Source organism: Promicromonospora sp. NPDC050249 (assembly GCF_040656015.1).
Taxonomy (GTDB): domain Bacteria; phylum Actinomycetota; class Actinomycetes; order Actinomycetales; family Cellulomonadaceae; genus Promicromonospora.
In genome coordinates this window covers 145,215-171,152 of the sequence record NZ_JBFAKY010000009.1, presented here as the reverse complement: position 1 = coordinate 171,152, position 25,938 = coordinate 145,215, and the positions used below count along the sequence as shown (strand labels likewise).

Below are 25,938 nucleotides of genomic sequence, written 5' to 3'. Positions count from 1 at the left end.
TGCGCGCTATGCACCTTACGCGGCGTGCTTCTCGGCAGCCTCGCTGTCCACAGCTTCGGCTATCGCCGTTCCGATCGCCTTGCCCAGCGGGATTGGAACGGCATTACCGATCTGCCGTGCGATCGCGACCTTCGACCCGACCCAGCGGTAGTTGAGCGGATACCCCTGAAGAATAGCGGCCTCAAGGTGTGTGATTGCCCGATCTTCGATGGGGTGGAGGTATCGGCCCTTCTCCGGCTTGAAGAACTCGGTCCTGATCGTGACTGACGGCTTGTTCCAGTGCAGTCTTCCCATCACATCGCCTGTCCCCGACCGATGGTTCTTCCAACACGCCGACAGCAGATGCTCGGGGATGTTGAACCTGTTCCCGTCCTCCGGGATGTGGGAGAAACGATCAAGGGACAACTTCTCGTAGCGTCGCGTCACGTGAAGCTCGTGTGTCCGAAAGGCGCCCGGGAAAGTCTTCCCCCTGAACGTCACCTCCCGGGTCGGAAGGTCGATCTGCTCGACCACAGGATTCAGGCCTGCGAAAGCTTCCGCAACGGTTGGGTGGACGTCGGCCGATGTGGTCTTCGGGAACGTCAGCGGTGCAGTGTCCTTGCGCCAGCCGAGTACGACTACGCGGCGTCGAGCCTGGAAGGCGCCGTAGTCAGCAGCGTTGAGAACACGCGACTCAAAGGTGTAGTCCTCGAGCAGGCCACCCTTACCGAACGACTCCGCGAAGACGGTGAACTGCTCGGATTTCGTGAACGCAGGCACATTCTCGAGTACGAAGTACTTAGGCGTGGCGAGTGACACGGTCTCCGCATAGCGCTGCCACAACAGGTTGCGTTCTGCCCCGACACCGTCTCGGTTCAGCGTTGAGAAGCCTTGGCACGGCGGACCGCCCACAACGACGTCCACTTCGGGCACGACGCCAGCGTCCAGCCACTCCTCGATGCCGACCGCGTGGACATGATCGCCACCCACGATTTTTCCGTCGCGGATCTTTCCACCATGGTTGAGGGCATACGTAGCAGCGGCCGCGACGTCCATCTCAACGGCAGCGACGGGTGAAAATTGCCCGCTACCTGCAGCAAGACCTGTCGTCAAGCCACCGGCGCCAGCGAACAGGTCGAGAGTCCTGATCACTGCTGAGCCCTTCGGATGGATCGGGAGGTGGTGCATGATGACAAGGTGCTCGACACAAGACGTGACAATAGCCGGCGGAGCCGGCACTATGCCACCCCCACGCCGAGCGCTGCTGTAACGACTCGGCCGCAACTCGCCAACGTCGAGCCAACCACTGCCAGACGCATGTCCCGTCAGGCGACACGCGACACGAAGCCGGAGCTGCTCCTACGGCGTGAACTGCACAGTCGAGGGCTTCGCTATCGCGTCGATGCGCCCCTGCCGGGCATGACCCGACGGCGTGCGGACATCCTCTTCACACGCCGACACCTTGCGATCTTCGTTGACGGCTGCTTCTGGCACTCGTGTCCTGATCACAGGACCTCACCGGCGAACAACGGCGCGTGGTGGTCGGAGAAGCTGCGTCGGAACGTGGAACGGGATCGCCAGACGGATGTGCACCTTCGTGCGCTGGGATGGGCGGTGATCCGTGTGTGGGAGCACGAGGACATGAGCGTGGCAGCTGATCGCATCGAAGAGCTCATCCAGGCGCTCACGGAATCACCCAAATCACGGTAGAGACGAGCCATCAGGACGTCTAGCATCGTGACATCCCAATCCACCTGGAGTTTCACCCATGGCGATGCCTGCCGGCACCCCGGTCCACAAGAAGAAGTTGATCGAGGTGTCGATCCCGCTGGAGGACATCAACGCCGAGTCCGCGCGGGAGAAGTCCATCCGCCACGGCCACCCCTCGACGTTGCACCTGTGGTGGGCGCGCCGGCCACTGGCTGCTGCCCGGGCGGTGTTGTTCGCGCAACTCGTCGACGACCCGTCCTCGGACCCTGGCCTCAGCCCGGAAGAGCAGCAGGTCGAGCGTGAGCGGCTGCACGGGATCATTCGTCGCCTGGTCAAGTGGGAGAACATCAACAACGAAGAGCTGCTCCGTACCGCGCACGAGGAGATCCTCAAGTCCACCGGCGGCAATCCGCCCGCGATCCTCGACCCGTTCGCCGGCGGTGGCACCATCCCGCTCGAGGCCCAGCGTCTTGGCTTGGAGGCGCACGCCTCCGACCTCAACCCCGTCGCCGTACTCATCAACAAGGCGCTCATTGAAATCCCGCCGAAGTTCGCAGGCCGACCGCCGGTCTTCCCCGACGCCGCTGACAGCAGGCTCGGCGACTGGCCCCGCGCCACCGGGCTCGCCGAGGACGTACGCCGATACGGCGCCTGGATGCGCGAGCAGGCCAAGGAACGCATCGGTGACCTCTACCCCGACGCGACTGTCGTCGACGAGAAGACGAAGAGAAAGATCGAGGCCACCACAATCGCCTGGATCTGGGCCCGCACCATCACCTGTCCCAACCCCGCCTGCGGTATTGAGATGCCCCTCGTCCGCTCCTGGTGGCTCGGCAAGAAGAAGGGCAAGGAGGCATATGTCGTCGCCAACATCGTCGACGACGCCGACGCACCCAGCGGGCGACGGGTCGAATTCACCATCGGACATGACAAGGCGAAGGGCCAGACCGCATCCACGGACGGGACAGTCGGCCGCACGGGCGCCCGATGCATTGCCTGCGGCACCGCCGTCAACTTCAAGTATGTCCGTGCAGAGGGCGTCGCTGGTCGGATGAGCCAGCAACTCATGGGCATCGTCGCCGAGGGAAAGCGTCAACGCATCTACCTGCCGCCGAGCCAGCAACACGAAGAGGCCGCAGGAAGTGGAACCCCCCGCGATGCGCCAGCAGCCAAGATTCCGGCTCAAGCGCTCAGCTTCAGAGTTCAAGCCTACGGGATGACTCGATGGTCAGACCTGTTTACCAACCGCCAGCTGGTAGCACTGACGACGTTCAGCGACCTCGTGGCCGAGGCGCGCGCGAAGGTCGTGAAGGACGCCGTCGCCGCGGAACTCCCGGCGGGTGCTCGCCTCGCAAACGGCGGCACCGGCGCCGAGGCGTACGCCGACGCCGTCGCCACCTATCTCGGCATGGCTGTCAGCCGACTCGCCGATTACGGCGGCACGATCGCGACCTGGATGCCGGACCCGAAGAACGAGGGTATCCGCAACACGTTCGCCCGGCAGGCCATCCCGATGACCTGGGACTTCGCTGAAGCCAACCCGTTCAGCGAGTCGTCGGGGAATTTAGGATTCATGCTGCGCGGAGTCGCCCGTGTCCTGGATGAGGTTCCGGCAAAGGTGGTGTCCGAAGCTGTTCAGGCTGATGCGGCGACTCGAGAGTACACAAACCTGCTCGTCTCGACCGATCCTCCCTACTACGACAACATCGGTTACTCCGATCTTTCGGACTACTTCTACGTTTGGCTACGTCGTTCGCTCCGCGACGTCCATCCGACGCTCTTCGCCTCGATGCTCGTACCCAAGGCGGAGGAACTAGTTGCCAACCCGTACCGCCACAGTGGCAAGGCTGGCGCCGAGAAGTTCTTCGAGGCCGGTTTTGAGAATGTCTTCGCTCAGGCGCGGAAGAATGCATCCGAGCACTATCCGATCACGGTGTACTACGCCTTCAAGCAATCCGAACTCAAGGAGGAGGGGATCACCAGCACCGGCTGGGCAACGATCCTGGAGGGCATGATCCGCGAGGGCTGGGCGATCACTGCGACCTGGCCGGTGCGCTCGGAGCGCAGTGGCCGGATGATCGCGGTCGGTACAAACGCGCTTGCGTCGTCGATCGTGTTGGTGCTGCGACCGCGCCACGAGACCGCGGGGCAGACCACACGCCGAGGCTTCCTCGCGGCGCTGCGCCGCGAGCTCCCCGATGCGTTGGAGAAGCTGAGCGAGGGCGCGATCGCACCCGTGGACCTTACGCAGGCGACCATCGGTCCCGGCATGGCGGTGTTCTCGAGCTTCACGCGGGTCGTGGAGAACGACGGCAGGGACATGCGTGTGAAGTCGGCGCTCATGTTGATCAATCAGGCGCTCGACGAGGTGCTCACTGAGGGCGAGGGCGACCTGGACGCCGACACTCGGTTCTGTCTCAAGTGGTACGAGCAGTACGGGTGGGGGAAAGGCCCGTTTGGTGATGCGGACCTGCTGACCCGCTCGTACAACACCTCGGTGCGCGGCGTTGCGGACTCCGGGGTGGCCACGCAGGGCGAGGGCATCGTGCAGCTCGTCGCGCCGGCGGATCTGGCGCCGAACTGGAACCCAGTCAAGGACGACCGGATCTCGGTGTGGGAGGTGATGTGTCACCTCGCCCGGGTGCTCTCCGCCGAGGACGGCGGGCTGGCACCGGCGGCGAAGCTCATGGCTGCGGCGGCCGCGCGCTCCGATGTCGAAGTCGAGGCCGTGCAGCGCCTGGCGTACCGGCTGTACGAGATGACGAAGACCTCGCGCACCGATGATGCACGACTGTTCAACCTGGTCGGTGGATCGTGGGCGGATCTGACCGTGGCAGCTGGCAAGGTGCAGGCCAGGACCGAGATACAGGGCACGCTCGACTTTGAGGACGAGGGCTAATGGCGAAGAGCAACATCGAGGCTGTGCGTACGGCACTGGAGGCGCTGACCGGCGTGCTCGACCCGTACATCGATCAGATCACCGCCAAACACGTGCCCGACGGTGAGAACTGGACCGCGCTCCTGGCCGCAAAGGACGCCCAGAAGGGGATCACCGGGAAGCCGTACTCACGTACCGATCCTCAGGATCAGTTCCGGATCATCACCGAGCCGATCGGCTCGCTCGGGTACGTCTTCAACGAACACCTTTCTCGTGGTGAGCAGAACTTCGTCAGCGAGCTGCGAACGGTCCGTGACGCGGTGGCGCACTTCAAGCCGTTCTCGCCCGACGACGCCGTACGTGCACTCGATACCATCGAGCGAGTGATGCGGGCGATCGGTGCAGCGCGCGAGGCCGACACGGTACGCACTGCTCGGCTGGACATCTTGCGTGGCAGCTTCGAGCAGCAGACCCGCAAGGCGGTGCGTACTGCTGCGGCGTTGCCAGGCACGCCGGATGCGGAGTTGCCGTCGTGGCGGGACGTACTGAAGCCTCATCCGGACGTGGCCAAGGGCCAGTACAACAACGCGGAGTTCGCGGCCGACCTCTACTCGGTGGCGGTGCGGAAGAACGCGGCCAAGGAGTACCAGGACCCGGTCGAGTTCTTCCGGAGGACCTACATGACTGACGGTCTCAAGGAGCTGCTGCGTCGCTCGGCCGCCCGGATCTCCGGTGACGGCTCGGCCAACCCGGTGATCAACCTGCAGACCACGTTCGGCGGCGGAAAGACCCACTCGATGCTTGCCGTCTGGCATCTCTTCTCCGGTCGCCAGTTGCACGAGCTACCGCAGAACGTCCAGGACGCGTTCGATGGTGCGCAAGGCTCCGTGGTAGGTGCGCAGGTGCGCAAGGCTGCGTTGGTCGGCAACGAGATCGCGCCGGCGGAACCGGAGACCAAGCCCGACGGCACCGTGGTGCGCACTCTGTGGGGCGAGCTCGCGTGGCAGCTCGGCGGTGCCCAGGGCTACGCGATGGTCGCCGAATCGGACAAGCAGGGGACCAATCCCGGCAACAAGCTGCGCGACCTGTTCGAGAAGTTCGGCCCGGCCGTGGTGATGATCGACGAGTGGGTCTCGTATGCCCGCCAGCTCCCCGACGGCTACGACAAGGACGACCCGCGGGCTCGCGAGGTCGGTGGCGGGCTGTTCGAGACCCAGTTCACCTTTGCCCAGTCGCTGACCCTGGCGGCCGAGGCGGTGCCGGGCACGCTGCTGCTGGTCTCGGTGCCAGCTAGCGAGCGCAAGCAGGACGGCGAGGCCAGCTCTGACGGCGGAGAGGCCACGGCGGCGAGCGACCTCGAGGTCGGCGGCCAGCGTGGTCGTGATGCCCTGAACCGCCTGGACAACGTGATCCGTCGGGTTGCCTATCAGTGGAGTCCGGCGACCCGGGACGAGTCCTACGAGATCGTGCGGCGCCGACTCTTCACCGAGCCGGACGCGAAGGCGAACGCGACGATCGCGACCGCCGCCCGACGATTCACCGATTACTACCGGCATCATCCCAAGGAATTTCCGGCCGGCGTCGGGGAGAGCGAGTATGAGTCGCGGATCCGCGCGGCCTATCCCATCCACCCCGAGTTACTGGACAGACTCTATTCGGACTGGTCGACGCTGGAGAAGTTCCAGCGCACGCGCGGTGTGCTGCGGCTGATGAGCCACGTCATCCACCAGCTCTACGAGCGACAGGATCCCTCACCGCTGATCATGCCTGGGTCGATCCCGCTCGATGCTCAGCCGGTGCGCTCGGAGATCGTCCAGTACGTCGGCAACGCGTGGGACGCGATCCTGCAGTCGGAGATCGACGGCGACAACGCGGTCGCCAAGCTCGTCGACGACGAGCGGCCCGCACTGGGTGACCGCTCGCTCGCGCTGCGTACGGCCCGGACAATCTTCGTCGAAGCCGCACCGACGCTCGACGCCGCGCTCAAGGGCAAGGACCGCAAGCGGATCACTCTCGGCGTGGCCATGCCGGGTGATGTACTGGGCAACATCGGGTCGGCGCTGGACGGGTTGCAGGAGAAGTCGTCGCACTACTACGCCGAGGACGGCCGGTACTGGTACGACACCCAGCCCTCGCTCAACCGGCTCGCCGCTGAGAGGGCTGCGCAGCTGTCGACCGACGCCGTGCACGGCGAGGTGGCGACACGACTGCGGCAGGCGTTCAAGGGCTCGACCGACGTGATCGCGGAGGTGCTGCACCCGGAGTCATCCTCGGACGTGGACGAGGCCGAGCACCTGCGGCTGCTCGTGGTGCCGCCGGGGTACGTGCACAACGGCAAGGACAAGGAGTCCACCGCGTCGAGGTGGGTCGGTGAGGTGCTGCGGCAGCGCGGTAAGGCCCCGCGGTCGAACGTCAACACGATCGTCGCGGTCGCCGCCGACGAGAAGCAGTGGGGATCGCTGGAGTCAGCGGTGCGCTCGTACCTGGCGTGGAGCTCGATCTTCCGGGAGACCGCACGCCTCGACCTCACCCAGTCCGCGGCAGCGCAGGCGCAGTCGATGCTGGAGACCCAGAACCGTACGGTGGACGACCGGCTAGCGCACACCTGGATCTGGGGACTACACGCGGTGCAGGACGATCCGCAGGCACCGTTCGTTGTCGGGCAGGTCAGGGCCGACGGGCAGGAGAAGAACCTCACCAAGCGCATCGGCGCCAGGCTCGCGAACGCCGACTACGCCCACTCCTACCTCGCCAACCGCGTGGTGCGCCTCGACATCGAGGAGTTCCTGCGGGCCCGGTGGACGCGTGGGTTCATCGGTTTCACCGAGCTGTGGACGTACTTCTGCCGCTATCCCTACCTGCATAGGCTGCGGGACAAGTCGGTGCTGGTGCGGGCGCTGGAGGAGGCACTGCTCGACACCGGGTTCATGGACACCGGGTTCGCCCTCGCCACAGGGTTCGACTCGGCTGGCGGCGACTTCCTCGGGCTGGCAGTGCCTTTGGAGGACACCGAGTTCGGTCCGTTTGACGACAAGGCGCTGATCGTACGTCCCGATCTCGCGGTCAAGCAGCGTGAGCGTGAGCAGCAGACGGTGAGTGAGCCGGCTCCGGGCCCTTCGGCCGGTCCTGCACCGGGACCGAGCGTCACACCTACGCTGGCGCGCGGGCCGGGGCCCGTCCCGGCGCTGCCGCGGAAGGTGGTGTCCAACGCGTCGTTCTCCCTGCGGCATGTGGTCGACCCAACCGGTGACATGCCGGGTGATCTGCGGACGATCGCGGCGGAGATCCTGGAGGTGCTGCGCAACGCCGGTCCCGACGTTCTCGACATCACGCTCACCGTGGAGGCGCAGAAGGCCGACGGGTTCAACGAGAACACCGTGCGCGCGGTGAAGCAGAACGCCGGGGATCTGGGTGTGACCGACAGCGGCTTCAAGGACCTGTAGTGGGGCCGATCTCGGCACCGCAACCAGTGGGATCACGGGTCGTCGCGCCCGACCCGTCGATCACATCAGCGATCGGCCGTCACCACACGCTGGTGACGGCCGTCGCGGACCTCGTCGACAACAGCATCGACGCCGGGGCGACCAACGTGCTCGTCAGGTTTCTGGTCCACGGCGCCCGACCGGTCGGCCTCCGGGTGGTCGACGATGCCTCCGGTATGGACTCGTCCGACATCGACCACGCGATGACGTACGCCAGGAAACGCGATTACGACGGCAAGGATCTCGGGCATTTCGGAATTGGCCTCAAGGCCGCGTCGCTCAGCCAGGCCAACACGCTGATCGTCTGGTCGAGGAAGTACGGGTCACCCGCCGTCGGTCGGCGCCTGCGTCGGGACACCCTCGACACCGGCCCGCTGGTCGAGGAGTTCTCCAGCTCCGACGCTGCCGAGAGCCTGGCGGGGGCCGGGGTCGACTTCGCTATGGACACCGGCACGATCGTCGAGTGGCAGGACGTCCAGACCTTCCTCACATCGTCCAGCGACGAGGACCAGGCGGCCTGGACGACCAAGACCATCCAGGACCTGATCAACCACCTGGGACTGGTGCTGCACAGGATCTTGGAACGTGGCGAATTGACACTCAACATCGACATCTATGACGTGTGGCTGGACTTCCCCGGTCCGCCGCGGCCGGTGCGAGCGATCGACCCGTTCGCGTATCGCGGCATAGGACAGCCTGGCTATCCGAAGGTCCTTCCGGTCGCGGTCGGTGGCACGTCAGGTACCGCGAGGTTGCACGTCTGGCCGCAGCACGACAAGGGCCTGGGCTTCGTGCTGGGTGGACGCTCCGGGACCGAGACCCAGGGCCTCTACATCTACCGCAACGATCGGCTCCTGCAGGCCGGAGGCTGGAACGGGCTGGCGACGCCCAACGTCGATCTCGTCTTCGCACGGATGTCTTTCGACCTGACCGTCGAGATGGAGCGTCACGTCACTATCAACCCCGAGAAGGTCGGCACGACCTTCGACGACGAGTTGCGCGGCGCCTTCGTACGGGCACGGACCGTGGACGGCACGACGCTCGCCTCGTTCCGTGAGGATGCGAAGCGGGCCGCGAAGGTCGCCCGGCAGCGGGTCGCCTCACCCATCGAAGCGCCAAAACCCGGTGACGGGCTTGCCGCCCCGGTGAGGGAGGCGTTCTCGACCCATACCGAGCCCAACGATGCTTTCCCGATCGACATCAGGTGGAGGGTACTGCCCGAGAGCCAGGTCTACGACATCGACGTCGACCGCCACGAGCTCGTGCTCAACGCCCGCTACCGCACCGCGATCGTCGGCCGCAAGAGCCTGGATCGCAACGACGCTCCGCTCGTCAAGAGCCTGCTCCTGCTCCTCCTCGAAGACCACTTCATCGGCACAGGCAGCGGTGCCCGAAAGAAGCGGGAGGACGCGGCGTGGCAGGGCGTCATGCTCGCGGCCATCCAGGCACAATCCGCGGATGGAGTGTGATCGAGCATGAACAACCCGACATCGGAGCTGACCCCGGAGACCCTGGGGACCTACTTCCGTAGCGGGACAGCCACCGTTCACCATGTCAGCGCCTCACCCGAAGTGCTCTTCGTGATCGACAGTCCCGGGCAGAAGATCTCTGTGCTAACCCCGCGCAACGGGATGGTGCTCGACACCGCGACCATGCGACGGGTCACCACCGGAACGCAGACGCGAGGCGGCGTCGAGTACGCGCGACTGACGCTCGATGCGCGTGGCATGCACACCGAGGCGTACGGGCTGGTGCTTTCCATTCTGCAGGCGATGCAGGGCGGGGCGACCTTCTCGGCCGCGTCGTCGGCCGCGATGACGAACATGAAGACCCTGCTCGCCGCCAAGCCGCGGATCTCCGAGGAGAAGCAGATTGGACTGGTCGGAGAGCTTCTGCTCTTCCGTGCGCTGCTCGATGCCCACGACGAGTTCAGCGCCATCGACTGGTGGCTTGGGCCCCTCGCGGAGGAGCGTGACTATGCTTTCCCTTCCTTCGACGCCGAGGTCAAGACGACGCTGAGTGAGACTCGGAGCCACGTCATCCACGGTGCCGGGCAGCTCGAGCCGAGTCCGGGGCGGTCGCTGTGGCTGGTGTCTATCCAGATCACCCGGGCTGGCGGCGACCCCAACGGGGTCGCGCTACCCGGCCTGATCCAGGAGATCCGCGACCGACTCACATCGACGAGGGATCGATTCCTCGCGTACCTGACCGCCGAGGGTTGGGATGACGACGATGTCGCTATGTATCCCACCGCTTACACGCTACGCACCACGCCCGCGGCGTACCTTGTCGACGAGGACTTCCCGGCGGTGACGCCTGGGCGGCTACATGCCGTCGTGCCGCACAGCGACCTTGTCAGCGACGTCAATTATCGGGTGGACGTCTCGTCTCGCGCGGCGGGGGACCCAGGCGACCCACTCACTTCCTTCATCACCGCACCTACGCAGGAGGCCTGACGTGTCCGATCCGTACAGCGTCGCGATCGTGGGTGTCACTCGCGGCATGAGCAAGAGTGATCCGAAGCCCATGCTCAAACGTGTTGCATTCGAGCTCGACGACGCGGGCATCTCCGGCTACTCCGAGGCCGAGCTGGTCGATGCGATCACGGCGCCGGATGCCAACTCGGCTGCTCGTTACGAATTCCACATTCAGCTCTCCAAGTGGGACGCGGTGCCCGCCCCGGCCTGGGCAGCGGATACAGACGCCAACTCGCAGGAGCGGCGCGATGCCATCCTCACTGCGCTCGGCTTCTCCGAGGAAGCTCAGGCGAAGATCAACCATGCCTTTCAGGTGAACCTGGCCAGTGCGGTGGTGATCTCCGGCAAGCAGGCCGACTGGGATCCGTGGTACGACCCCGAGTCGGGACGCACCTTCTACTGGGAGGGCTATCGCGGCGTCCTGGAGTCGAAGGGCTGGGACGCCGGCGCTATCACGGAGCTCAGCCGCAGCACGGACGAGGTCGTCAAACGCCTGGCGAACCCCGAGCGGGACGACCCGTACCAGTCCAAGGGCCTCGTGGTCGGGCACGTGCAGTCCGGCAAGACCGCGAACTTCACCGGTGTGATCGCCAAGGCGATCGATGCTGGCTACAAGCTCGTCATCGTCCTGACCGGCACCATCGAGCTCCTGCGCGGCCAGACCCAGCGACGGCTCGACATGGAGCTCATCGGGGAGGAGAACATCCTCGGCGGCGTTCCGCGCGACATCTCCGAGCTCACCGCGTCGGTCGACTACATCGGCGACGGTGACGTCGACTGGTCAGACGGAAAGTTCGTCTCATATGGCAAGGACCCCAAGGAGCTCGGGATACCCGGAATCCGCCGACTCACCGGGGCGAAGGACGACTACAAGCTGCTCAAGGCCGGCCTCGGCTACCTCGACTTCCGGCAGACCGACCACCTGGTTGACCCGGCACGGCCGCTTTATGACCCGCAGAACCTTTACCGGCCCGACATTCGCATCGCCGTGGTGAAGAAAAACGCGTCGGTGCTGCGGAAGCTGGTCCACGACCTGCAGTCGACCAAGACCGACCTCGGTGAGATCCCCGCACTCATTATCGACGACGAAGCCGACCAAGCCTCGATCAACACCACTCGGCCGAAGAAGGACTCCGCGGAGGCCAAAGAGCGTACGGCGATCAACCGCCTCATCGCCCAGCTTCTCGGGGAGCTCGGGCGCGCACAGTACGTGGGCTACACCGCGACTCCGTTTGCGAATGTGTTCGTCGACCCCGAGGACTCCGAGGACATCTTTCCCAAGGACTTCATCGTTTCGCTCCAGCCCCCGCCCGGTTACATGGGCGGCGCAGCCTTCCACGATCTCGACCGCGACCCGGACGACACCGAGGAACGCACCGTTGCGAACTCGAACGAGAAGGCGTACGTCCGTTCACTCGTCGCAGACCCGGACGACACTGCCGAGCGCGACGCGGAGCTGCTTGCCGCCCTGGACGCCTTCGTCCTCGCTGGGGCGATCAAGCTGCACCGAGCCGCCGCGCTCGGCAATCCGAAGTTGTTCCGGCACCACACGATGCTCGTCCACGAGTCGGTGAAGACGGCCGAGCACGAGCTGCTCGCCGCAGACATCCGTCGTGTCTGGGACGCGGCCGGATACAACCTGCCGATGGGGCTCAAACGACTCCAGGACCTGTGGGCCAACGACTTCCGCAGCGTCACCGCTGTTCGGGCGCCCGAAGAACCTGTCGTCGCCGCGTTCAAGGAGTTGATCCGGCACATCGGGCACGCGGTAGGCAAGATTGCCGAGGGCGTCAACCCGGTTGTGATCGTCAACGGTGTCGCGGAGAGGGACTACGAGCAGGAAGACATCGACTTCCAGAAGCGCGATGTCTGGAAGGTGCTCGTCGGTGGCGCAAAGCTTTCCCGCGGCTTCACCGTCGAGGGCCTGACGATCTCCTACTACACCCGACGCACGGTTGCCGCCGACACGCTCATGCAGATGGGGCGCTGGTTCGGCTACCGACCGCACTACCGGGACCTCGTCCGCCTCTACATCGGTCGCAACGTCCCCGGGCCTCGAAACACGGTAATCGACCTGTACAAGTCCTTCGAGTCGATCGTCCGCGACGAGGAAGACTTCCGCGAGGAACTCCGTCGTTTCCAGGGCTTTTACGGCGATGGCCGGCCTCGAGTGCGTCCGATGGACGTCCCCCCGCTCGTTTACCAGAGCCTGCCCTACCTCAAGCCCACCGGCGCGAACAAGATGTACAACGCCGAGCTCACCGAGCAGGGCGAGGGTGGCAAGGTCGTCGACTTCAACCAGCAGGGTGAGCACGACGACAAGAAGAACGAGGCGCACTTCGAAGCCGTCCAGACGCTCCTAGATGCCGCCGCCGAGAGGGGCGAGTTCTTCTACCTCAACAAGGCCCGGGCGCCGCGGCCGTGGAAGGCCCGCTACGGCGTCGTCGACGCCGAGTCGCTGATCAAGGTCATCGAGAATTTCGACTGGGCCAAGAACTTCAAGATCGGCCCTTACCTAGCCTTCATGCACAAGGCAATCACCGAGGGCACTCTCAAGGACTGGGCCGTCATCGTTCCGGACCTCGACTCTCTCGAGCCCCGCAACATCGGCGATCGGAAGCTCAGGATCATGCGCCGCTACCGTCGTGACGACCGGCCCTGGCAGTTCTCCGGCTCGTCGACCCGCCAGCGTGAAGCCCTCCTGGCCATCTCGAGCGGAATCGACTCGGAGACAGTCGACGTCGACGGCGCCATCGCGGAGGCGCTCGAGCTCCCGGCATACAAACACGTCAAGGATCTTAAGATCCCGACGCGTGGCGCGTTCCTTCTGACCTTCGCTGGCGACAGCAGGTCGCCGAAGTTCCATGACGCCAAGGGGTACACCGATCCGAGGATGCTGCCGGATCCGACAGCCACCAAGGACATCGCGACGCTGTTCTCGTACGCGCTCCCTTTGGCCGCTGCGCCTGCCGGTCGCATCGCGTTCACGGTGCGTCGCGAGGATCGCCCTGACGACGCGATCGTCGACACGGAACCGACGGACTAGGGACTCGCACATGGTGCTCACGCAAACGCAGGCCAGCATCGAGTCCAAGCTCAGCAACGGCGGCGACTTTCTTCCCTACATCGAGGAGATCCGCTTCCCGATGTACAAGTCGCTCGAGGACGATCTCACGCTGCGGCTCAACTGGCCGATCGTCGCGCTGATCGGGCCGAACGGCACTAACAAATCCTCCGTGCTGCAGGCGATCTCTGCTGCACCGGAGGGTCGTAGCCTGGCACAGTTCTGGTTCTCGACCGCGGTAGACGATATCGACAGTGGCATACGTGGCAAGGCGACTCATCGGTTCGTCTACAAGTACAGGTTCGACGGCTCCGGTACGAGCGCCGAGTGCCGGAAGTATCGCGGCTCGAAGCAGTACCGAGCCGCGGACGTCCCCAAGGAGCTTCGCGGAAAGAGAGATCCCGACTACTGGGAGCCGACCAAGCGAGTCGCCGGGGACGGCATGGCCGAAATTCCAGCAACTGGCTTTGACTCGATGCTGTCCAAGACCCGTGACCGCTGGAACCAGATCCAGAAGAACGTCGTCTACCTGGACTTCCGCTCCGAACTCAGCGCGTTCGACAAGTACATTCACCACCAGTCGTTCAACTACTGGACGCCAGACGCGACGCAGAAGCGATACAAGGCGGTTCTCAAGTCGAGGTGGATTGCGAAAGCTCTCGAAGGACTCCCCCTTCCCAGGGATCAAGCCGATCGGTTGATCGAGAAGGTCCGAGACCTCGCGCAGCTCGAGGTTGATGCTGTTGCAGAGATCCTGGGCAAGCCGATCGAGTCGATCGCGCTGGTCCAGCATCGATTTTTCGGTCCTACTGGATACACCGTGAGACTCCGCCTCAAGACGACGGGAGCCGCCTACTCCGAGGCACACGCGGGCAGTGGCGAGTACGCAGTCGTTCGGCTCGTCGACGCCATCCGTCGTGCTCCCCAGCGCTCGCTCATCCTCCTCGACGAGCCGGAGGTGTCGCTCCATCCCGGAGCCCAGGCCGAACTGCTCCGTTTCATCGAGCGTGAGGTGCTCAAGCACGGACACCAGGTCGTCATGTCGACACACTCACCAAGCCTCGCTGCGGGGCTCCCGCCGCAAGCGATCAAGGTTCTCGGGTTCGACACCAGTCGACAGCGTGTCGTGCTGCTGGCCGATGGGTGCTCACCCACCGAGGCCTTCGCACATCTAGGTCACACCACATCGGGCCCGACCCGACCACGGCTGATCGTCGAGGACGACCTCGCCGCCGAGATGGTGAGGGCTAGCCTGAGGCGCCACGCCACAACCAAACTCGACACGTTGGAGATCGTGCCGTTCCCCGGTGGAGCGGACGGCATCGTCAAGAACGTCCTCTCGACGCTCGCTCTGGCGGGCGTCCAGAAGGCGGGGATCCTGCTCGATGGTGACCAGTTACCGATGACGGCTTCCACCGCCCGCGACGCCAAGAGTGATGCAAACGGAGCCAAGGCAGCTGGCGACCTCGATGCGCTGAAAGGAATCTGGGCGGAGCAATTCCATAAGACCCTACCCCTCCTGCACTCCAACTCAGACGGACGAAACAAGGTGGAGACGTTGCATCTCTCCCTTCTCTGGGCGGATGACCATCTCGGGTTCCTCCCCGGCAAGACACCTGAGGAGGCCATCGCCACAGCAGCCGACTTGGTGCCCGCGGTGCCGGGTGGTGATTGGAAGGCATACTGGGCCGACAAGGTCAAGTCGGACCTCCACTTGACCGCCAACGAGGTGGTCACGGCCGAACAGATTCTTCAGAGCCAGCAGGCGGAACTGGCAGGCCTGCCCGCCGACTCGAGCCTCCTGAAGGAGATCCATGAAACCGTCGGTCGGATCCTCGATTGGTGATGTAGCGGGCACTTCGGTGCTCAGAGGATTGGCGTTCCAATCCCTGTAGTCGCGGTCTCCAGTTTCGTGCCACCGAGTTCGGAATTCTCGGAGATCGAGAAGGTCCTCGAAGACGAAGCACTCGCCCTACGCCTCATCCTCGACGAGGCCGGCGATGAATCGCTTCTCAAGCCCGACGTCACCGGGTCACGGCGTAACCCGTACGCCGAACTCCCTCTCCTGGAGACGGGCCTGTCCTTGAAGTGGTCCCTGCGCACCGACCGTGCCCAGGACTGCCGGTCCCAGGGCGCGAAGATGTCGACGCTCCACCGGGGCCGGATGCCGCACTTCGCCGCCTTCACCATGGAGCCACGGCCAACCATGCTCAATCTGCTTGCTGGCGGATCGGGCGTCGTGGACTGCGTCTACTGCCTCGATCTAACGACGCTGCAGGTCGCGGTCGACAACGTGTACTCGCGCACGAACCAGAGGATCAGAACTCGGGACATGTTCCGCAGGCTCGTCGACATGCGACGGATCCGCGGCTACGACGAACTTGTCGCAACGGTCTCGGTGATGTGATCGAGTCATCGGGCTGCCGTGCCAGCGCTCTCGTCGAGGTAAGCGCCTGCTCCAGGTGAAGTTGTGGGTGAAGAGCTACCGTCGCAAGTGGCTGACGGTTGGCGAGGTTCGGTACCCCCGTTAGCCTGGCAAAGGCTCGAGGCCTGCAGACGGATGCAGGCAGCCAGGGAGGTCTGCCGAAGGTGTGGGGTACGCCGGATCCTGAGCTGCAGGAACAGGTGCGAGAGCGTCAGCGAATCACGATCGCGAACTACACCAATGACCCTGACCTGCTCGAAGAACACGTGGGCATGGAAGACAACTTCCAAGCGGGCGGCTACGGGGAACGCCAGGTCGAGGAGCTGCTTCAGAACGCGATCGATCGGCTCGTTGAGCCCGGACGTGCCGAGTTCCGGCTGGCCAACGGCACGCTCTACTGTGCAAACGAGGGCGAGCCTTTCGCAGCTGCAGGAGTCAGGGCCGTCGCGGGCGCGTTCCTCAGTCCAAAGAGAGACGAGCAGATCGGCCGGTTTGGCCTCGGCTTCAAGTCAGTACTCGGCGTCACGGACCACCCCCAGATCCTCAGCCGGACCGTCTCCTTCGGGTTCAACGAACCGGAAGCTACGGAACTGCTCTCTGACCTGCCGTACCGTCCCACGCGCGTTCCGACGCTGCGTGTGCCCAGCATCATCGACGCGAGGGCGTGCGCCGCAGAGGACCCTAACGTCGCTGAGATGATGGAGTGGGCGGCGACGATCGTCCGGCTTCCCCTTGTGCGTGGTGGTGCCCGACTGCGCGAGCGACTCAAGGGCTTCGACTTTCGGTACCTGCTCTTCCCTGACCGGCTCAACCAGGTCGTAATCTCGCTTGGAGAGCGCGGGGAGGTTGTCTCCCGGTCGTACCGAAAGACCGTGGACGTCGACTCCGGGCTCGTCACGCTCAAGTCCCCAGACGCCGACGACGGGGTGTGGCGGGTGCTTCACCGGGAACACCATGTCTCGGAAGGGGCCAAAGCCAACCTTCCCGGATTGTTCCACCGCGACCGCGTTCGAGTGTCGTACGCGCTCCCGGTGGGCCAAGGGCGGCGCGAGGATGGCGAGTTCTGGGCCTGGTTCCCGCTCCAGGACAAGACCACAGCCCAGGGCATCTTCAACGCGCCGTGGCAGGTGAACGACGACCGGACATCGCTGCTCCCGAGCAGCGAGCTCAATGGTGAGATGCTCAATGTCGCCGCCGAACTGCTCATCGACGCCGCGTTGCTCGAGTCGACACCTGCGGATCCGGCCAAGCACTTCGACGTGCTGCCCGCGCGTGGCCGTGAGGTTCGTTCGGCCGCCGACGCCTACATGTCCGGGCGAGTGCCTCAGCTTGCCCGCCGGCACCAGCTCATCCCGACCGCGTCGGGAGAGATGCGCAGCCCCGCAAAGGTGCGGGCGCCGTTCGTAACGAACGCGAGTGGCGACCGTTCGTTCGCGTTGCCTTCCGAGACAATTCGCCTCTGGTCCGAGGCCACAGGTGCGATCGACACGCCTCACTGGTCCTGTTACCAGACGCCAACGCGCGCTGCGCGCCTTACCCAGCTCCTGTCCGACGAGAAGGAAAAGATCTCGGCGACGCCAATCGCGCCCGCCGCATGGCTCGCGGAGGCTGCCGCGCCGCGCACTCTCGAGTCTCTCGATGCGGCACTGACGATCTTCCTGAAGCTTAAGGAGCAGCAGGAGCAGGTCTGGCGCCAGTTCACCGGAGCCCTTGTTGTGCCGCTCGAAAACGGCTCAATAGCGCGGATCTCGGATTTCAACAAGATTCTGCTCCCGGTCGAGGGGGTGCCGAGCCCCAACAACGTGCAGCTTGTCGCATCGGCGTTCGCCGCGGCCCCTGAGGTCAGGAGCAAGCTTCGCCGCCTTGGCGTCCACGAGGTCTCGCGCGATCAAGTCGCCATCGCCGCGGCGGCTTCTGCCAACTCCACTTGGCGCGAAGGTGATTGGAAGCACTTCTGGGAGCTGGTCTCCCAGGCGTCGCCCGACGCAGGGCGGACCGCGATCGAGGGCATCCAACAACTCAAGATCGAGATCCAGGTACCGACGAAGGCTGGAACGTGGCGGCCTGCGTCGCAGGTCTTCCTCGACGCCCGCCAAGTCCCCGGCTTGCCCGAGCGCCAGGTAGACATTCCTGGCGTGAAGGGGCGCAGCGACCTGGTGGGCTACGCGGGCTGCCTCTCAGGCGTGGCAGAGAACTGGCCCGTCCACCAAGGTGAGGTGTTCGAGGAGTACCGGGTCGCGATGCAGGCCCAACTCGAGAAAGAACTGGCGTCACAGTACGGGCGAAACGTTCGGGCGAAACTTCGTTTCGACGCACGCAAGGGCTCCGGACCACTCGAGATCCTCAAAGAGCTCGCTCAGGTCGACACTTCGGAAGCTGACATGGCTCGAGCGCGCCTCACTGTCCTCATCGCCGAGGGCATGCCCCAGCAGCGGATCAGCGTCTTGGTCGACATTCGCGGTGTGCAGCATCCGAAGAAGGCCGAGTTCGATGCCGTCGAGACGTGGTGCGTTAGGAAGTACGGGCTGTTGAACAGCACCTGGGGGGCGAGGAAATCCGAGAATGTCCTCGCCAAGGCGCTCATGGAGTACGGCGATTTGCTTCCGGTAGTCCGCGATTCGCTCGCTGGGCACTTCGCTCTGCCGAGCCGGCTCGATGAGATCCCCACTGCCATCCTGAGGGAGTTCCTCGGGCGCAGCGGGTATACCGTCGGCAACGCGGCGCTTCTCGGGAACGTTCTTGGTGAGTCGGCCGCACGCCCAGAACTTGCTGGCGTGACTGCCGTTCCCGCTCTTGAAATTCGCGGCAGGATGGTCCAGGTCACCCCGATCAACCAGGTCGTCATCGCAGCAGCCGACGAGCTGGACGACCTGGCCTCGCACGGGCTCCGGTACATCCCGTCGGGTCCGTGGGGCGAGGCACTCTCGAACGCGTGGAATGTGCAGACGGCTGCTGACCTCGTCGCGCGCTCGATCGACTGGGACGCGGTCGGCGATGCAGTTCCAGTCCTTGATGTGTACCCGACGCTCGACCGAGTACTTCCGTCGGGGTCTGGAGTGGACAACGCAATGTTGCGTCGGTGCAGCTCGATCGTCCGGCGCACGACGAGTCCTACCGGTTTTCGCGAGCAGCGACTCAGCGGACACGTTGACGGGTACACCGTGCTTGTCGACGCCGAGTTGTCGGACGCCGACGCACTTGTCGAGGTCAGCAGACTTCTTCGGCTCGGGCTCACGCGTACTGACGCTGAGGGTGTCATCGCAAGTGACGAGCGTCTACGCAAGAACGCACTCGTCCAGACCGTGCAGGCCGCGCCGACCGAGAGCGCAAAGCTCCTGAAGCTCGTCGAACGCGCGGGTCTGGTCGCAAACCTGCCTGATGGTCTCCTCGACATCATCGAGGAGAGGCAGGGCAGGCAGTCCGACGCGGCCGTCGCTGACATCTTCCTCAGCACCTATGGCAACGACTCCCTACGCAGGCTCAAGAGCGCGATCGCTGCAAGGCACCTTGCGGTTCCGCGAGCGTGGGCCGGTTCCTCCGAGGCCGAGGGGTTCGTCACCAACTTGGGATTTCCCCGTGCATTCGCGGGAACCCGTGAGAAGAAGGCACCCGCAGCCGATATCGTTCCCGGCAGGGTCGACCTCAAAGCGCTCCACGACTTCCAGGAACACCTTCTCGATCAGATACGCGAACTGGTCCTCATTCGGGAAAAGGACGGTGAGCACCGCCGGGGACTCCTGTACCTGCCAACGGGCGCTGGAAAGACCCGTGTGACGACCGAATCGATCGCTCGGATGCTTCGGGATAACGAGCTTGCCTCGCCCGTCCTGTGGATCGCGCAATCCGAGGAACTGTGCGAACAGGCAATCGTCAGCTGGGCCGAGGTCTGGCGTGCTATCGGCGACCAACGTCCGCTCGAGATCACACGCTACTGGGGCGCCTACGAGGCGGACGAGTCCCTCCAAGAACTTCAGATCGTAGTCGCGACCGACGCCAAGCTCGCGCAGATGATTGACAGCCCGGTCAACAATCAGGCCCACCGCTGGCTGCAGGACGCCAAGCTCGTCGTCATCGACGAGGCTCACCGCGCTGGGTCTCAGCGGTACACCAAGATCCTCGACTGGCTCGGCATCGATCAGCGCCGGGGATCCCGCACTGCGCGCCCGCTGCTCGGTCTCACAGCAACGCCGTACCGAGGCACCAACCTCGAGACCAACAGACTCTTCGCCCAGCGCTTCGGCGACCGGCGACTCGAGGCGCTCGACCGGGAGAACCCCACCGAGCAACTGCGCGAGATGCGTGTGCTCTCGAACGTTGAGCACCAGCTCCTGGACTCGAAGGTCACGATCTCCGAAGGCCCGACGATGGGCAAGACCGGAGCGGTCGCGTGGGACGACGTCTCGCGAGCAATCCTCGACCAGCTCGGCTCCAACCTCGACCGCACCCAATTGCTTGTCAACCACATTCTGCGTCAGGAGCCCGAGTGGCCGATCCTCGTGTTCACACCGTCCGTGGTCTCGGCGCATGTGACCGCTGCACTGCTTCGGACGCTCGACCGTACGGCCGAGGCCGTGGACGGTGAGATGAGGGGGCAGGAGCGCCGGCGCAAAATCGAGAGCTTCAGGAGTGGCGAGACCAAGGTCTTGGTGAATTGCGATCTGCTTACCCAGGGCTTCGATGCCCCAAAGGTGCGGGCGCTCTACATCGCACGCCCGACCTTCTCGCCGAACCGTTACGTCCAGATGGTCGGACGAGGCCTCCGCGGGCCACTGAATGGCGGGACCGAGAAGTGTCTCATCGTAAACATCGTCGACACGTTTGAGCAGTTCGACAAAGACCTCGCCTACACGGAGTTCGACTACCTCTGGACCCAAAAGGGAGCCCGAATCAAGTGACCTCTCCTGGCCAGGCTTCATACATCGAGTACCTTCGTAACAACTTCGTCGGGCCAAAGAACGGTCACGAGGACGAGGTCATCGAAGGCAGCCCTGTCTACGCCTACCTCACCGGAATGCTCTTCCCCGTTGAAGTTGGGGAAGGCCTGCCTCCAGATGATCTGGATGAAGATCTGCTCCCGAGCGAGACTCCACTCGACGAGGCGGACGATTCGGTCGACCCCTCCGAGGGCGAGGACGAAGCCGCCGATGACGACGACCTCGGTGGTTTGACAGCTGCGACCGGCTGGGCGCCGTCGTCGCTTGGTCTCTCGTTCATTCACGATGCCAACGAGCTCATCGTCCGAGTCCGCGCCGCACGGTACGAGTGCATCGAAGTCGCGGACGACAATGACGACAACGATGACGTGGAGTCCGATCCCGGCGTCAAGGTCGATGTCGCGGATGAGGTTGCCGTACCGCCCCATCGCGAGGCGTGGAAGCGCGTGCCGCTGCCTGAGACCGCGGTCTCCGTCACGACCGGAAGCACCGGCGCCCACGATCTGTGGGGCGGGCGCGCTCGCTTGCAGTGGCGCTCACGCCCTGAGAGAGACGAGCCCATCGTCACCGTCGCTCTGTCGAACGCGGCCGAGGTCCCCCTCGGCCGCGCGAAGCGCGAGATCGCCGACGTGCTTTTTCAGGCGAGCTTTTCCATTGAGGTGGTCACCGGTGAGATCCGTCCCTACCCGGGAAGTGTCGTCGTTAACGCCAGCGAAGAGGACCGCGAGCTCGATTACCGCTACCAGCGGCACACCAGCTACGCCGTCGGCCACGGCGTAGCTGGCACTTGGGGAGCCGAGCGGCCGGTTCAGAAGATCGAGACCGACTCCCTACCCGTGGAGACCGTGCGGCCCATCAAGCGCCTCGAGATCGTGGACGACACACTCAAGATGAGCTGGCTTGCCGACGAGAGCATCGCCCCAGATGTGCTCCGCGACAGGCTGATTGCTTCTACGTCGGGCTACGCGGCATGGTCGGCGAGGCAGAGAGTCGTAGCCGAGAGCGCCCGGCCCGACCAGATGGATGTCGCGGAGGCGATCGTCGACCGTCAGGACACGGCAATGTCGCGCATTCGAGACGGTATCGACCTCCTCACATCCAACGAGCAGGTTCGCAAGGCGTTCCGCATGGCTAACCTCGCCATGCGGATGCAGGCCGTGAGCCCCAAGAACCCCGACCCGGCATGGCGACCGTTCCAGCTGGCCTTCATCCTTCTCGCTCTGCGCTCTACCGTTGAGCAGGAGCACGACGACCGCGACCTCGTCGACCTCATCTGGTTCCCCACCGGTGGTGGCAAGACCGAGGCTTACCTTGGCCTCGCCGCGATCGAGATGGTCCGTCGTCGGCTCGACCGCGGATACGCGGGCGCCGGCACCGCCGTCATCACTCGCTACACGATGCGTCTGCTCACCGCACAGCAGTTCCAGCGCGCCTCCCGACTCGTTTGTGCCCTCGAACTCCTCCGTCGCGATGGCGAACCACTCAAGGGCACGGCGCCCTTCAGCATCGGGCTGCTCCTCGGAAACTCGACAACACCGGGCACCTATGCGTCTGCACAAGTGCAACTCGATGAGCTGATGAACCAGCAGACACCGCAGAGCCCGTTCCAGGTCCGAGTCTGCCCGTGGTGTAGCACCCCGCTGCTTCCCCCGCGACGCTCGATCCACAAGGAGAAGTACGGCTTCCGTGCGACGAAGCACTCGTTCACGGTCCGCTGCGTCTCGGACGTGTGCCCGTTCACCGAAGCTTTGCCGCTCCAGGTCGTCGACCAATCGATCTACGAGAACCCGCCGACGATCGTCGTCGCGACCGTCGACAAATTCGCGCGGTTAGCGTGGATCCCCGATGGCGGATCGATCTTCGGCCTGGACAGCGCGCCCTACGATCCGCCCTCCCTTCTTATCCAGGACGAACTTCACCTCATCTCCGGGCCACTCGGGACCATCGTCGGCATCTATGAGGCTGCGATCCGTGCGCTCCTCGGCTGGCGTGGCACCAAGCCGAAAGTCGTCGCCTCGACCGCGACCATCCGGTCCGCCGACGAGCAGGTCAAGGGCCTCATGGCCTCGCGTGTCGATGTCTTCCCACCCGCTGGCGTGGACGCCGACGACAGCTACTTCGCCAAGCTCGACACAGAGGCCCCGGGCCGTCTCTACGTCGGACTCATGCCACAGGCATTCCCGCAAGCGTGGGCCATCGGCCAGGCGGCCGGCCGACTCCTCGCCGCGGCCGAGTCGGTCGAGCTCACCCCTGCCGAACGAGACGCGTACTGGACGCTCGTGCTTTACCACAACAGCCTGCGCGAGCTCGGTCGGACTGTGACGATCCTGCGTGACGACGTCCGAGACAACCTGCAGCGCGAGCACGAGCGAGGGCTCTCCGAACGAACGCTCTCACCTGACGGCGTCTTCGAACTCACGAGCAACGTGAGTTCCCACGAACTCGTCGAGATTCTGGAGCGCCTTGAGACCCACGTCGACGAGGATGGCGCTATTGATGCGATCGCCGCGACGAACATCCTCTCGGTAGGCATCGACGTCCCTCGACTCGGTCTGATGCTCGTCAACGGGCAACCGAAAGCAACGGCCGAGTACATCCAGGCGACAAGTCGCGTCGGTCGTGACAAGGTGCCGGGCATCGTCCTGGCCCTCTACCGATCCGGCAAGGCGCGCGACCGTTCGACCTTTGAGTCCTTCAGGAACTTCCATGGGTCGTTCTACCGGTTCGTCGAGCCCACCTCGGTCACGCCGTGGGCGCTTCAGGCCCGTCGTCGCGCACTTCGCTCGGCCCTCGTCATCATCGCGAGGCACGCGATCGGATGGAGCAGCAACGACGATGCAGCACTGTTCGACTCCGAATCGGTCCAGGTGAAGAAAGCGATCAGCTTGCTCCTCGATCACATCGCGATTGCCGACCCGCGGGAGGCCAAAGCCACCGAGCTCGAGCTCCGTGCAGCGGCGGCGGACTGGAGCATGCGCGCGAAGGACAAACGATTGCCCCTGAAGTACGAGTCGCGCCGAGACCCCAAGGAGCGACTCCTCAAGAACTTCGGGGACAATGCCCAGGGTTGGGCGACGATGCACTCGATGCGTTCGGTCGACAAGTCCGTCCGTATTCGACCGGTCGGAGAGAAGGCATGAACAAGCGCATCCTTCAGGTCACCGTCGCCCAGCTGATTTCACCGTTCAGCCCCGGAGCGATCGTCGACATCCTCGGCGAATCCTTCGTGACCCAGACCGCGGAGTACTGGCCGAAGCGCAGCGTGCTACCCGAGATCGAGTGTGAACGGCTCTCCTCCCGGCTCGGCGTCCAGAGGCTCTACGGCCCGCCAGCGTCGGAGAACCCCGAGGACCCGAAGTCGATCGCGGTCAAGGTCGCTCGCTTTCCTGCATGGCTCTTCTGCCAAACGTGCCGGCGAATGATCAAGTGGGGCCCGAAGGAGGAGCAGAGCGCTGCTCCCGTATGTCCCCACGATTCCGGCCGCCTGGTCCCGATGCGTTTTGTCGTCGTGTGCCGCGAGCGCAGCCACGCGACCGACGTGCCATGGGTCGACTGGGTGCACCGTGTGGCCAAGGACGGAGTGGCGTGTATGGACGCAACACACCTGCGCTTCCAACAGGTCCGGGGCGGATCCCAGGGTCTCTCCGGACTCGAGGTCCACTGCGACGCCTGTCAGACCCGTCGAGCGCTTGGTGACCTGCGAGCAGATGTGCTTACCCGCGATGGACTCACGTGCCGCGGCATCCAGCCGTGGGAGTCCACGTGGGGCCAGTGCGCGAGCCCACTGGAAGTCTTGCAGCGCGGTGCGACAAGTTTCCACTACTCCGAGACCGAGGCGGCGATCGACATTCCTTCGATGTCCGGCCACGTCCTGGATGCAACGGATCTCATCACCCAACACGCGCTCTTCCTGGGGCTCAAGGACACCTTCGACCAGCCGTACGCGCCAGGGCTCGCGAAAGCGATTGCGGACGACCTCGCAGCACAGGGCCACGCCGTCGACGCCGTCGCTGTAATGGACACCGCCCGTGGAGCGCGTGGCGATGAGCCCGACCCGCAGCACACCCACGGTGTCCTACTCGCCGAGGAGTTCGAAGCGTTCCGCGCGGCAGCCCACGACAAGGCGGACGAAGCAAACTTCAAGACGCGGGCCGTGACGCTCGATCTTGCCTCCAGCGACGTCGTCGAGCGGACGCTGGCCTCACTGTTTGACAGCGTGATCCTTGTCGACCGGCTCCGCGAGGTGCGAGCCGCGCTCGGGTTTAAGCGTTACCGCCCCGACGCCCGCCGTATCCCCTCCGTGACGAACACTGGGGAGGAGGCATCGTGGCTCCCTGCGTCCGAGGGGTTCGGCGAGGGCATATTCCTACGGCTCGACCCCAAAGCGGTCGAAGCATGGGCGTCCACCCCCGGCGTCGTCGCTCGCTCAGGGAAGCTTGCCGAGAAGTTCAGTGCATCTCGGTTCGCGAGCCTCCTGCACCCTTTCTCTGCCCAATACGTCGCCCTCCACACGTTGGCCCACACACTGCTGCGTGAGTTCTCCTTCATATCCGGGTACGCCGCCGCATCGCTTCGCGAGCGTGTGTACTGCGAGACGAACGGCGACTACGGCATCTTCATCTACACGACATCGAGTGATGAAGAGGGAACCCTTGGCGGCCTCGTGCGTGAGGGCGAGCACGACCGCATCGGCACCGCTCTGGCCAGGGCTGCCGAGCACCTCAACTGGTGCTCGAACGATCCAGTGTGCTCAGAGTCCTCCCCCCAGAACCTTGATGGTCTCAACCTCGCCGCCTGCCACTCGTGCCTTCTCGCGTCCGAAACCTCATGCGAGGGATCGAACTTGCTACTCGACCGAATGCTCCTGGTCGGCAACGAGACCACCGAGGGCCTGCTCCAGGAGGTCATAGGCGCGGTCGTCCGGGTTTCGTAAGACGCCGCAACGAGCGAGCCTCCCGAAATGAGCCCCGGGCCAACTCCGTACGGTGG

The 25,938-nt window shown here is 64.6% G+C and carries 12 protein-coding genes; 11 read left to right on the top strand and 1 reads right to left on the bottom strand.

The window, feature by feature from the left end; genetic code table 11:
* Window positions 1-15: 15 nt before the first annotated feature.
* Complete coding sequence (locus tag AB0I32_RS09965) at window positions 16-1,167, bottom strand: DNA cytosine methyltransferase (protein WP_357505350.1); 1,152 nt, start codon at window positions 1,165-1,167, stop codon at window positions 16-18.
* Here AB0I32_RS09965 and AB0I32_RS09960 point away from each other — a divergent pair.
* The 11 genes from AB0I32_RS09960 to AB0I32_RS09910 all read left to right on the top strand — a co-directional run bounded on the left by AB0I32_RS09960 (window position 1,159) and on the right by AB0I32_RS09910 (window position 25,882).
* The gene (locus tag AB0I32_RS09960) at window positions 1,159-1,689 is read left to right on the top strand and encodes a very short patch repair endonuclease (protein WP_357505348.1); all 531 of its coding nucleotides are present in this window, start codon (window positions 1,159-1,161) and stop codon (window positions 1,687-1,689) included. The genes AB0I32_RS09965 and AB0I32_RS09960 overlap by 9 nt on opposite strands.
* A gap of 58 nt (window positions 1,690-1,747) precedes the next feature.
* Window positions 1,748-4,588: a DUF1156 domain-containing protein gene (locus AB0I32_RS09955; RefSeq protein ID WP_357505346.1), complete on the top strand. Its 2,841-nt coding sequence runs from the start codon at window positions 1,748-1,750 to the stop codon at window positions 4,586-4,588.
* A complete protein-coding gene (locus AB0I32_RS09950) occupies window positions 4,588-8,010 on the top strand; it encodes a DUF499 domain-containing protein (protein ID WP_357505344.1) in 3,423 nt (1,140 codons plus the stop codon). Before AB0I32_RS09955 ends, AB0I32_RS09950 begins: the two co-directional genes overlap by 1 nt.
* Window positions 8,010-9,518 (top strand): ATP-binding protein, encoded by a 1,509-nt coding sequence (locus AB0I32_RS09945; RefSeq protein WP_357505342.1) that lies wholly within the window; start codon window positions 8,010-8,012, stop codon window positions 9,516-9,518. Before AB0I32_RS09950 ends, AB0I32_RS09945 begins: the two co-directional genes overlap by 1 nt.
* Window positions 9,519-9,524: 6 nt before the next feature.
* Window positions 9,525-10,505, top strand: a complete 981-nt coding sequence (locus AB0I32_RS09940) for a PD-(D/E)XK motif protein (RefSeq protein WP_357505340.1) — start codon at window positions 9,525-9,527, stop codon at window positions 10,503-10,505.
* 1 nt (window position 10,506) lies between these two features.
* A complete protein-coding gene (locus AB0I32_RS09935; protein ID WP_357505338.1) occupies window positions 10,507-13,572 on the top strand; it encodes a Z1 domain-containing protein in 3,066 nt (1,021 codons plus the stop codon).
* Window positions 13,573-13,582: 10 nt separating this feature from the next.
* The gene (locus AB0I32_RS09930) at window positions 13,583-15,436 is read left to right on the top strand and encodes an AAA family ATPase (RefSeq protein ID WP_357505336.1); all 1,854 of its coding nucleotides are present in this window, start codon (window positions 13,583-13,585) and stop codon (window positions 15,434-15,436) included.
* 66 nt (window positions 15,437-15,502) lie between these two features.
* Window positions 15,503-15,997: an NgoMIV family type II restriction endonuclease gene (locus AB0I32_RS09925; RefSeq protein WP_357505334.1), complete on the top strand. Its 495-nt coding sequence runs from the start codon at window positions 15,503-15,505 to the stop codon at window positions 15,995-15,997.
* A 290-nt stretch (window positions 15,998-16,287) separates the two neighbouring features.
* Window positions 16,288-20,910, top strand: a complete 4,623-nt coding sequence (locus AB0I32_RS09920) for a DEAD/DEAH box helicase family protein (RefSeq protein WP_357505332.1) — start codon at window positions 16,288-16,290, stop codon at window positions 20,908-20,910.
* Window positions 20,907-24,089, top strand: a complete 3,183-nt coding sequence (locus tag AB0I32_RS09915) for a helicase-related protein (protein ID WP_357505330.1) — start codon at window positions 20,907-20,909, stop codon at window positions 24,087-24,089. Before AB0I32_RS09920 ends, AB0I32_RS09915 begins: the two co-directional genes overlap by 4 nt.
* Window positions 24,086-25,882: a DUF1998 domain-containing protein gene (locus AB0I32_RS09910; RefSeq protein ID WP_357505328.1), complete on the top strand. Its 1,797-nt coding sequence runs from the start codon at window positions 24,086-24,088 to the stop codon at window positions 25,880-25,882. The genes AB0I32_RS09915 and AB0I32_RS09910 overlap by 4 nt, the downstream gene beginning before the upstream one ends.
* The last annotated feature ends 56 nt before the right edge of the window (window positions 25,883-25,938 follow it).

Bases quoted from the DNA above. Each gene is read 5' to 3' on its own strand.
- AB0I32_RS09965 (WP_357505350.1), bottom strand. From the start codon at position 1,167: ATGCACCACCTCCCGATCCATCCGAAGGGCTCAGCAGTGATCAGGACT.
- AB0I32_RS09955 (WP_357505346.1), top strand. From the start codon at position 1,748: ATGGCGATGCCTGCCGGCACCCCGGTCCACAAGAAGAAGTTGATCGAG.
- AB0I32_RS09950 (WP_357505344.1), top strand. From the start codon at position 4,588: ATGGCGAAGAGCAACATCGAGGCTGTGCGTACGGCACTGGAGGCGCTG.
- AB0I32_RS09940 (WP_357505340.1), top strand. From the start codon at position 9,525: ATGAACAACCCGACATCGGAGCTGACCCCGGAGACCCTGGGGACCTAC.
- AB0I32_RS09930 (WP_357505336.1), top strand. From the start codon at position 13,583: ATGGTGCTCACGCAAACGCAGGCCAGCATCGAGTCCAAGCTCAGCAAC.
- AB0I32_RS09920 (WP_357505332.1), top strand. From the start codon at position 16,288: ATGGAAGACAACTTCCAAGCGGGCGGCTACGGGGAACGCCAGGTCGAG.
- AB0I32_RS09910 (WP_357505328.1), top strand. From the start codon at position 24,086: ATGAACAAGCGCATCCTTCAGGTCACCGTCGCCCAGCTGATTTCACCG.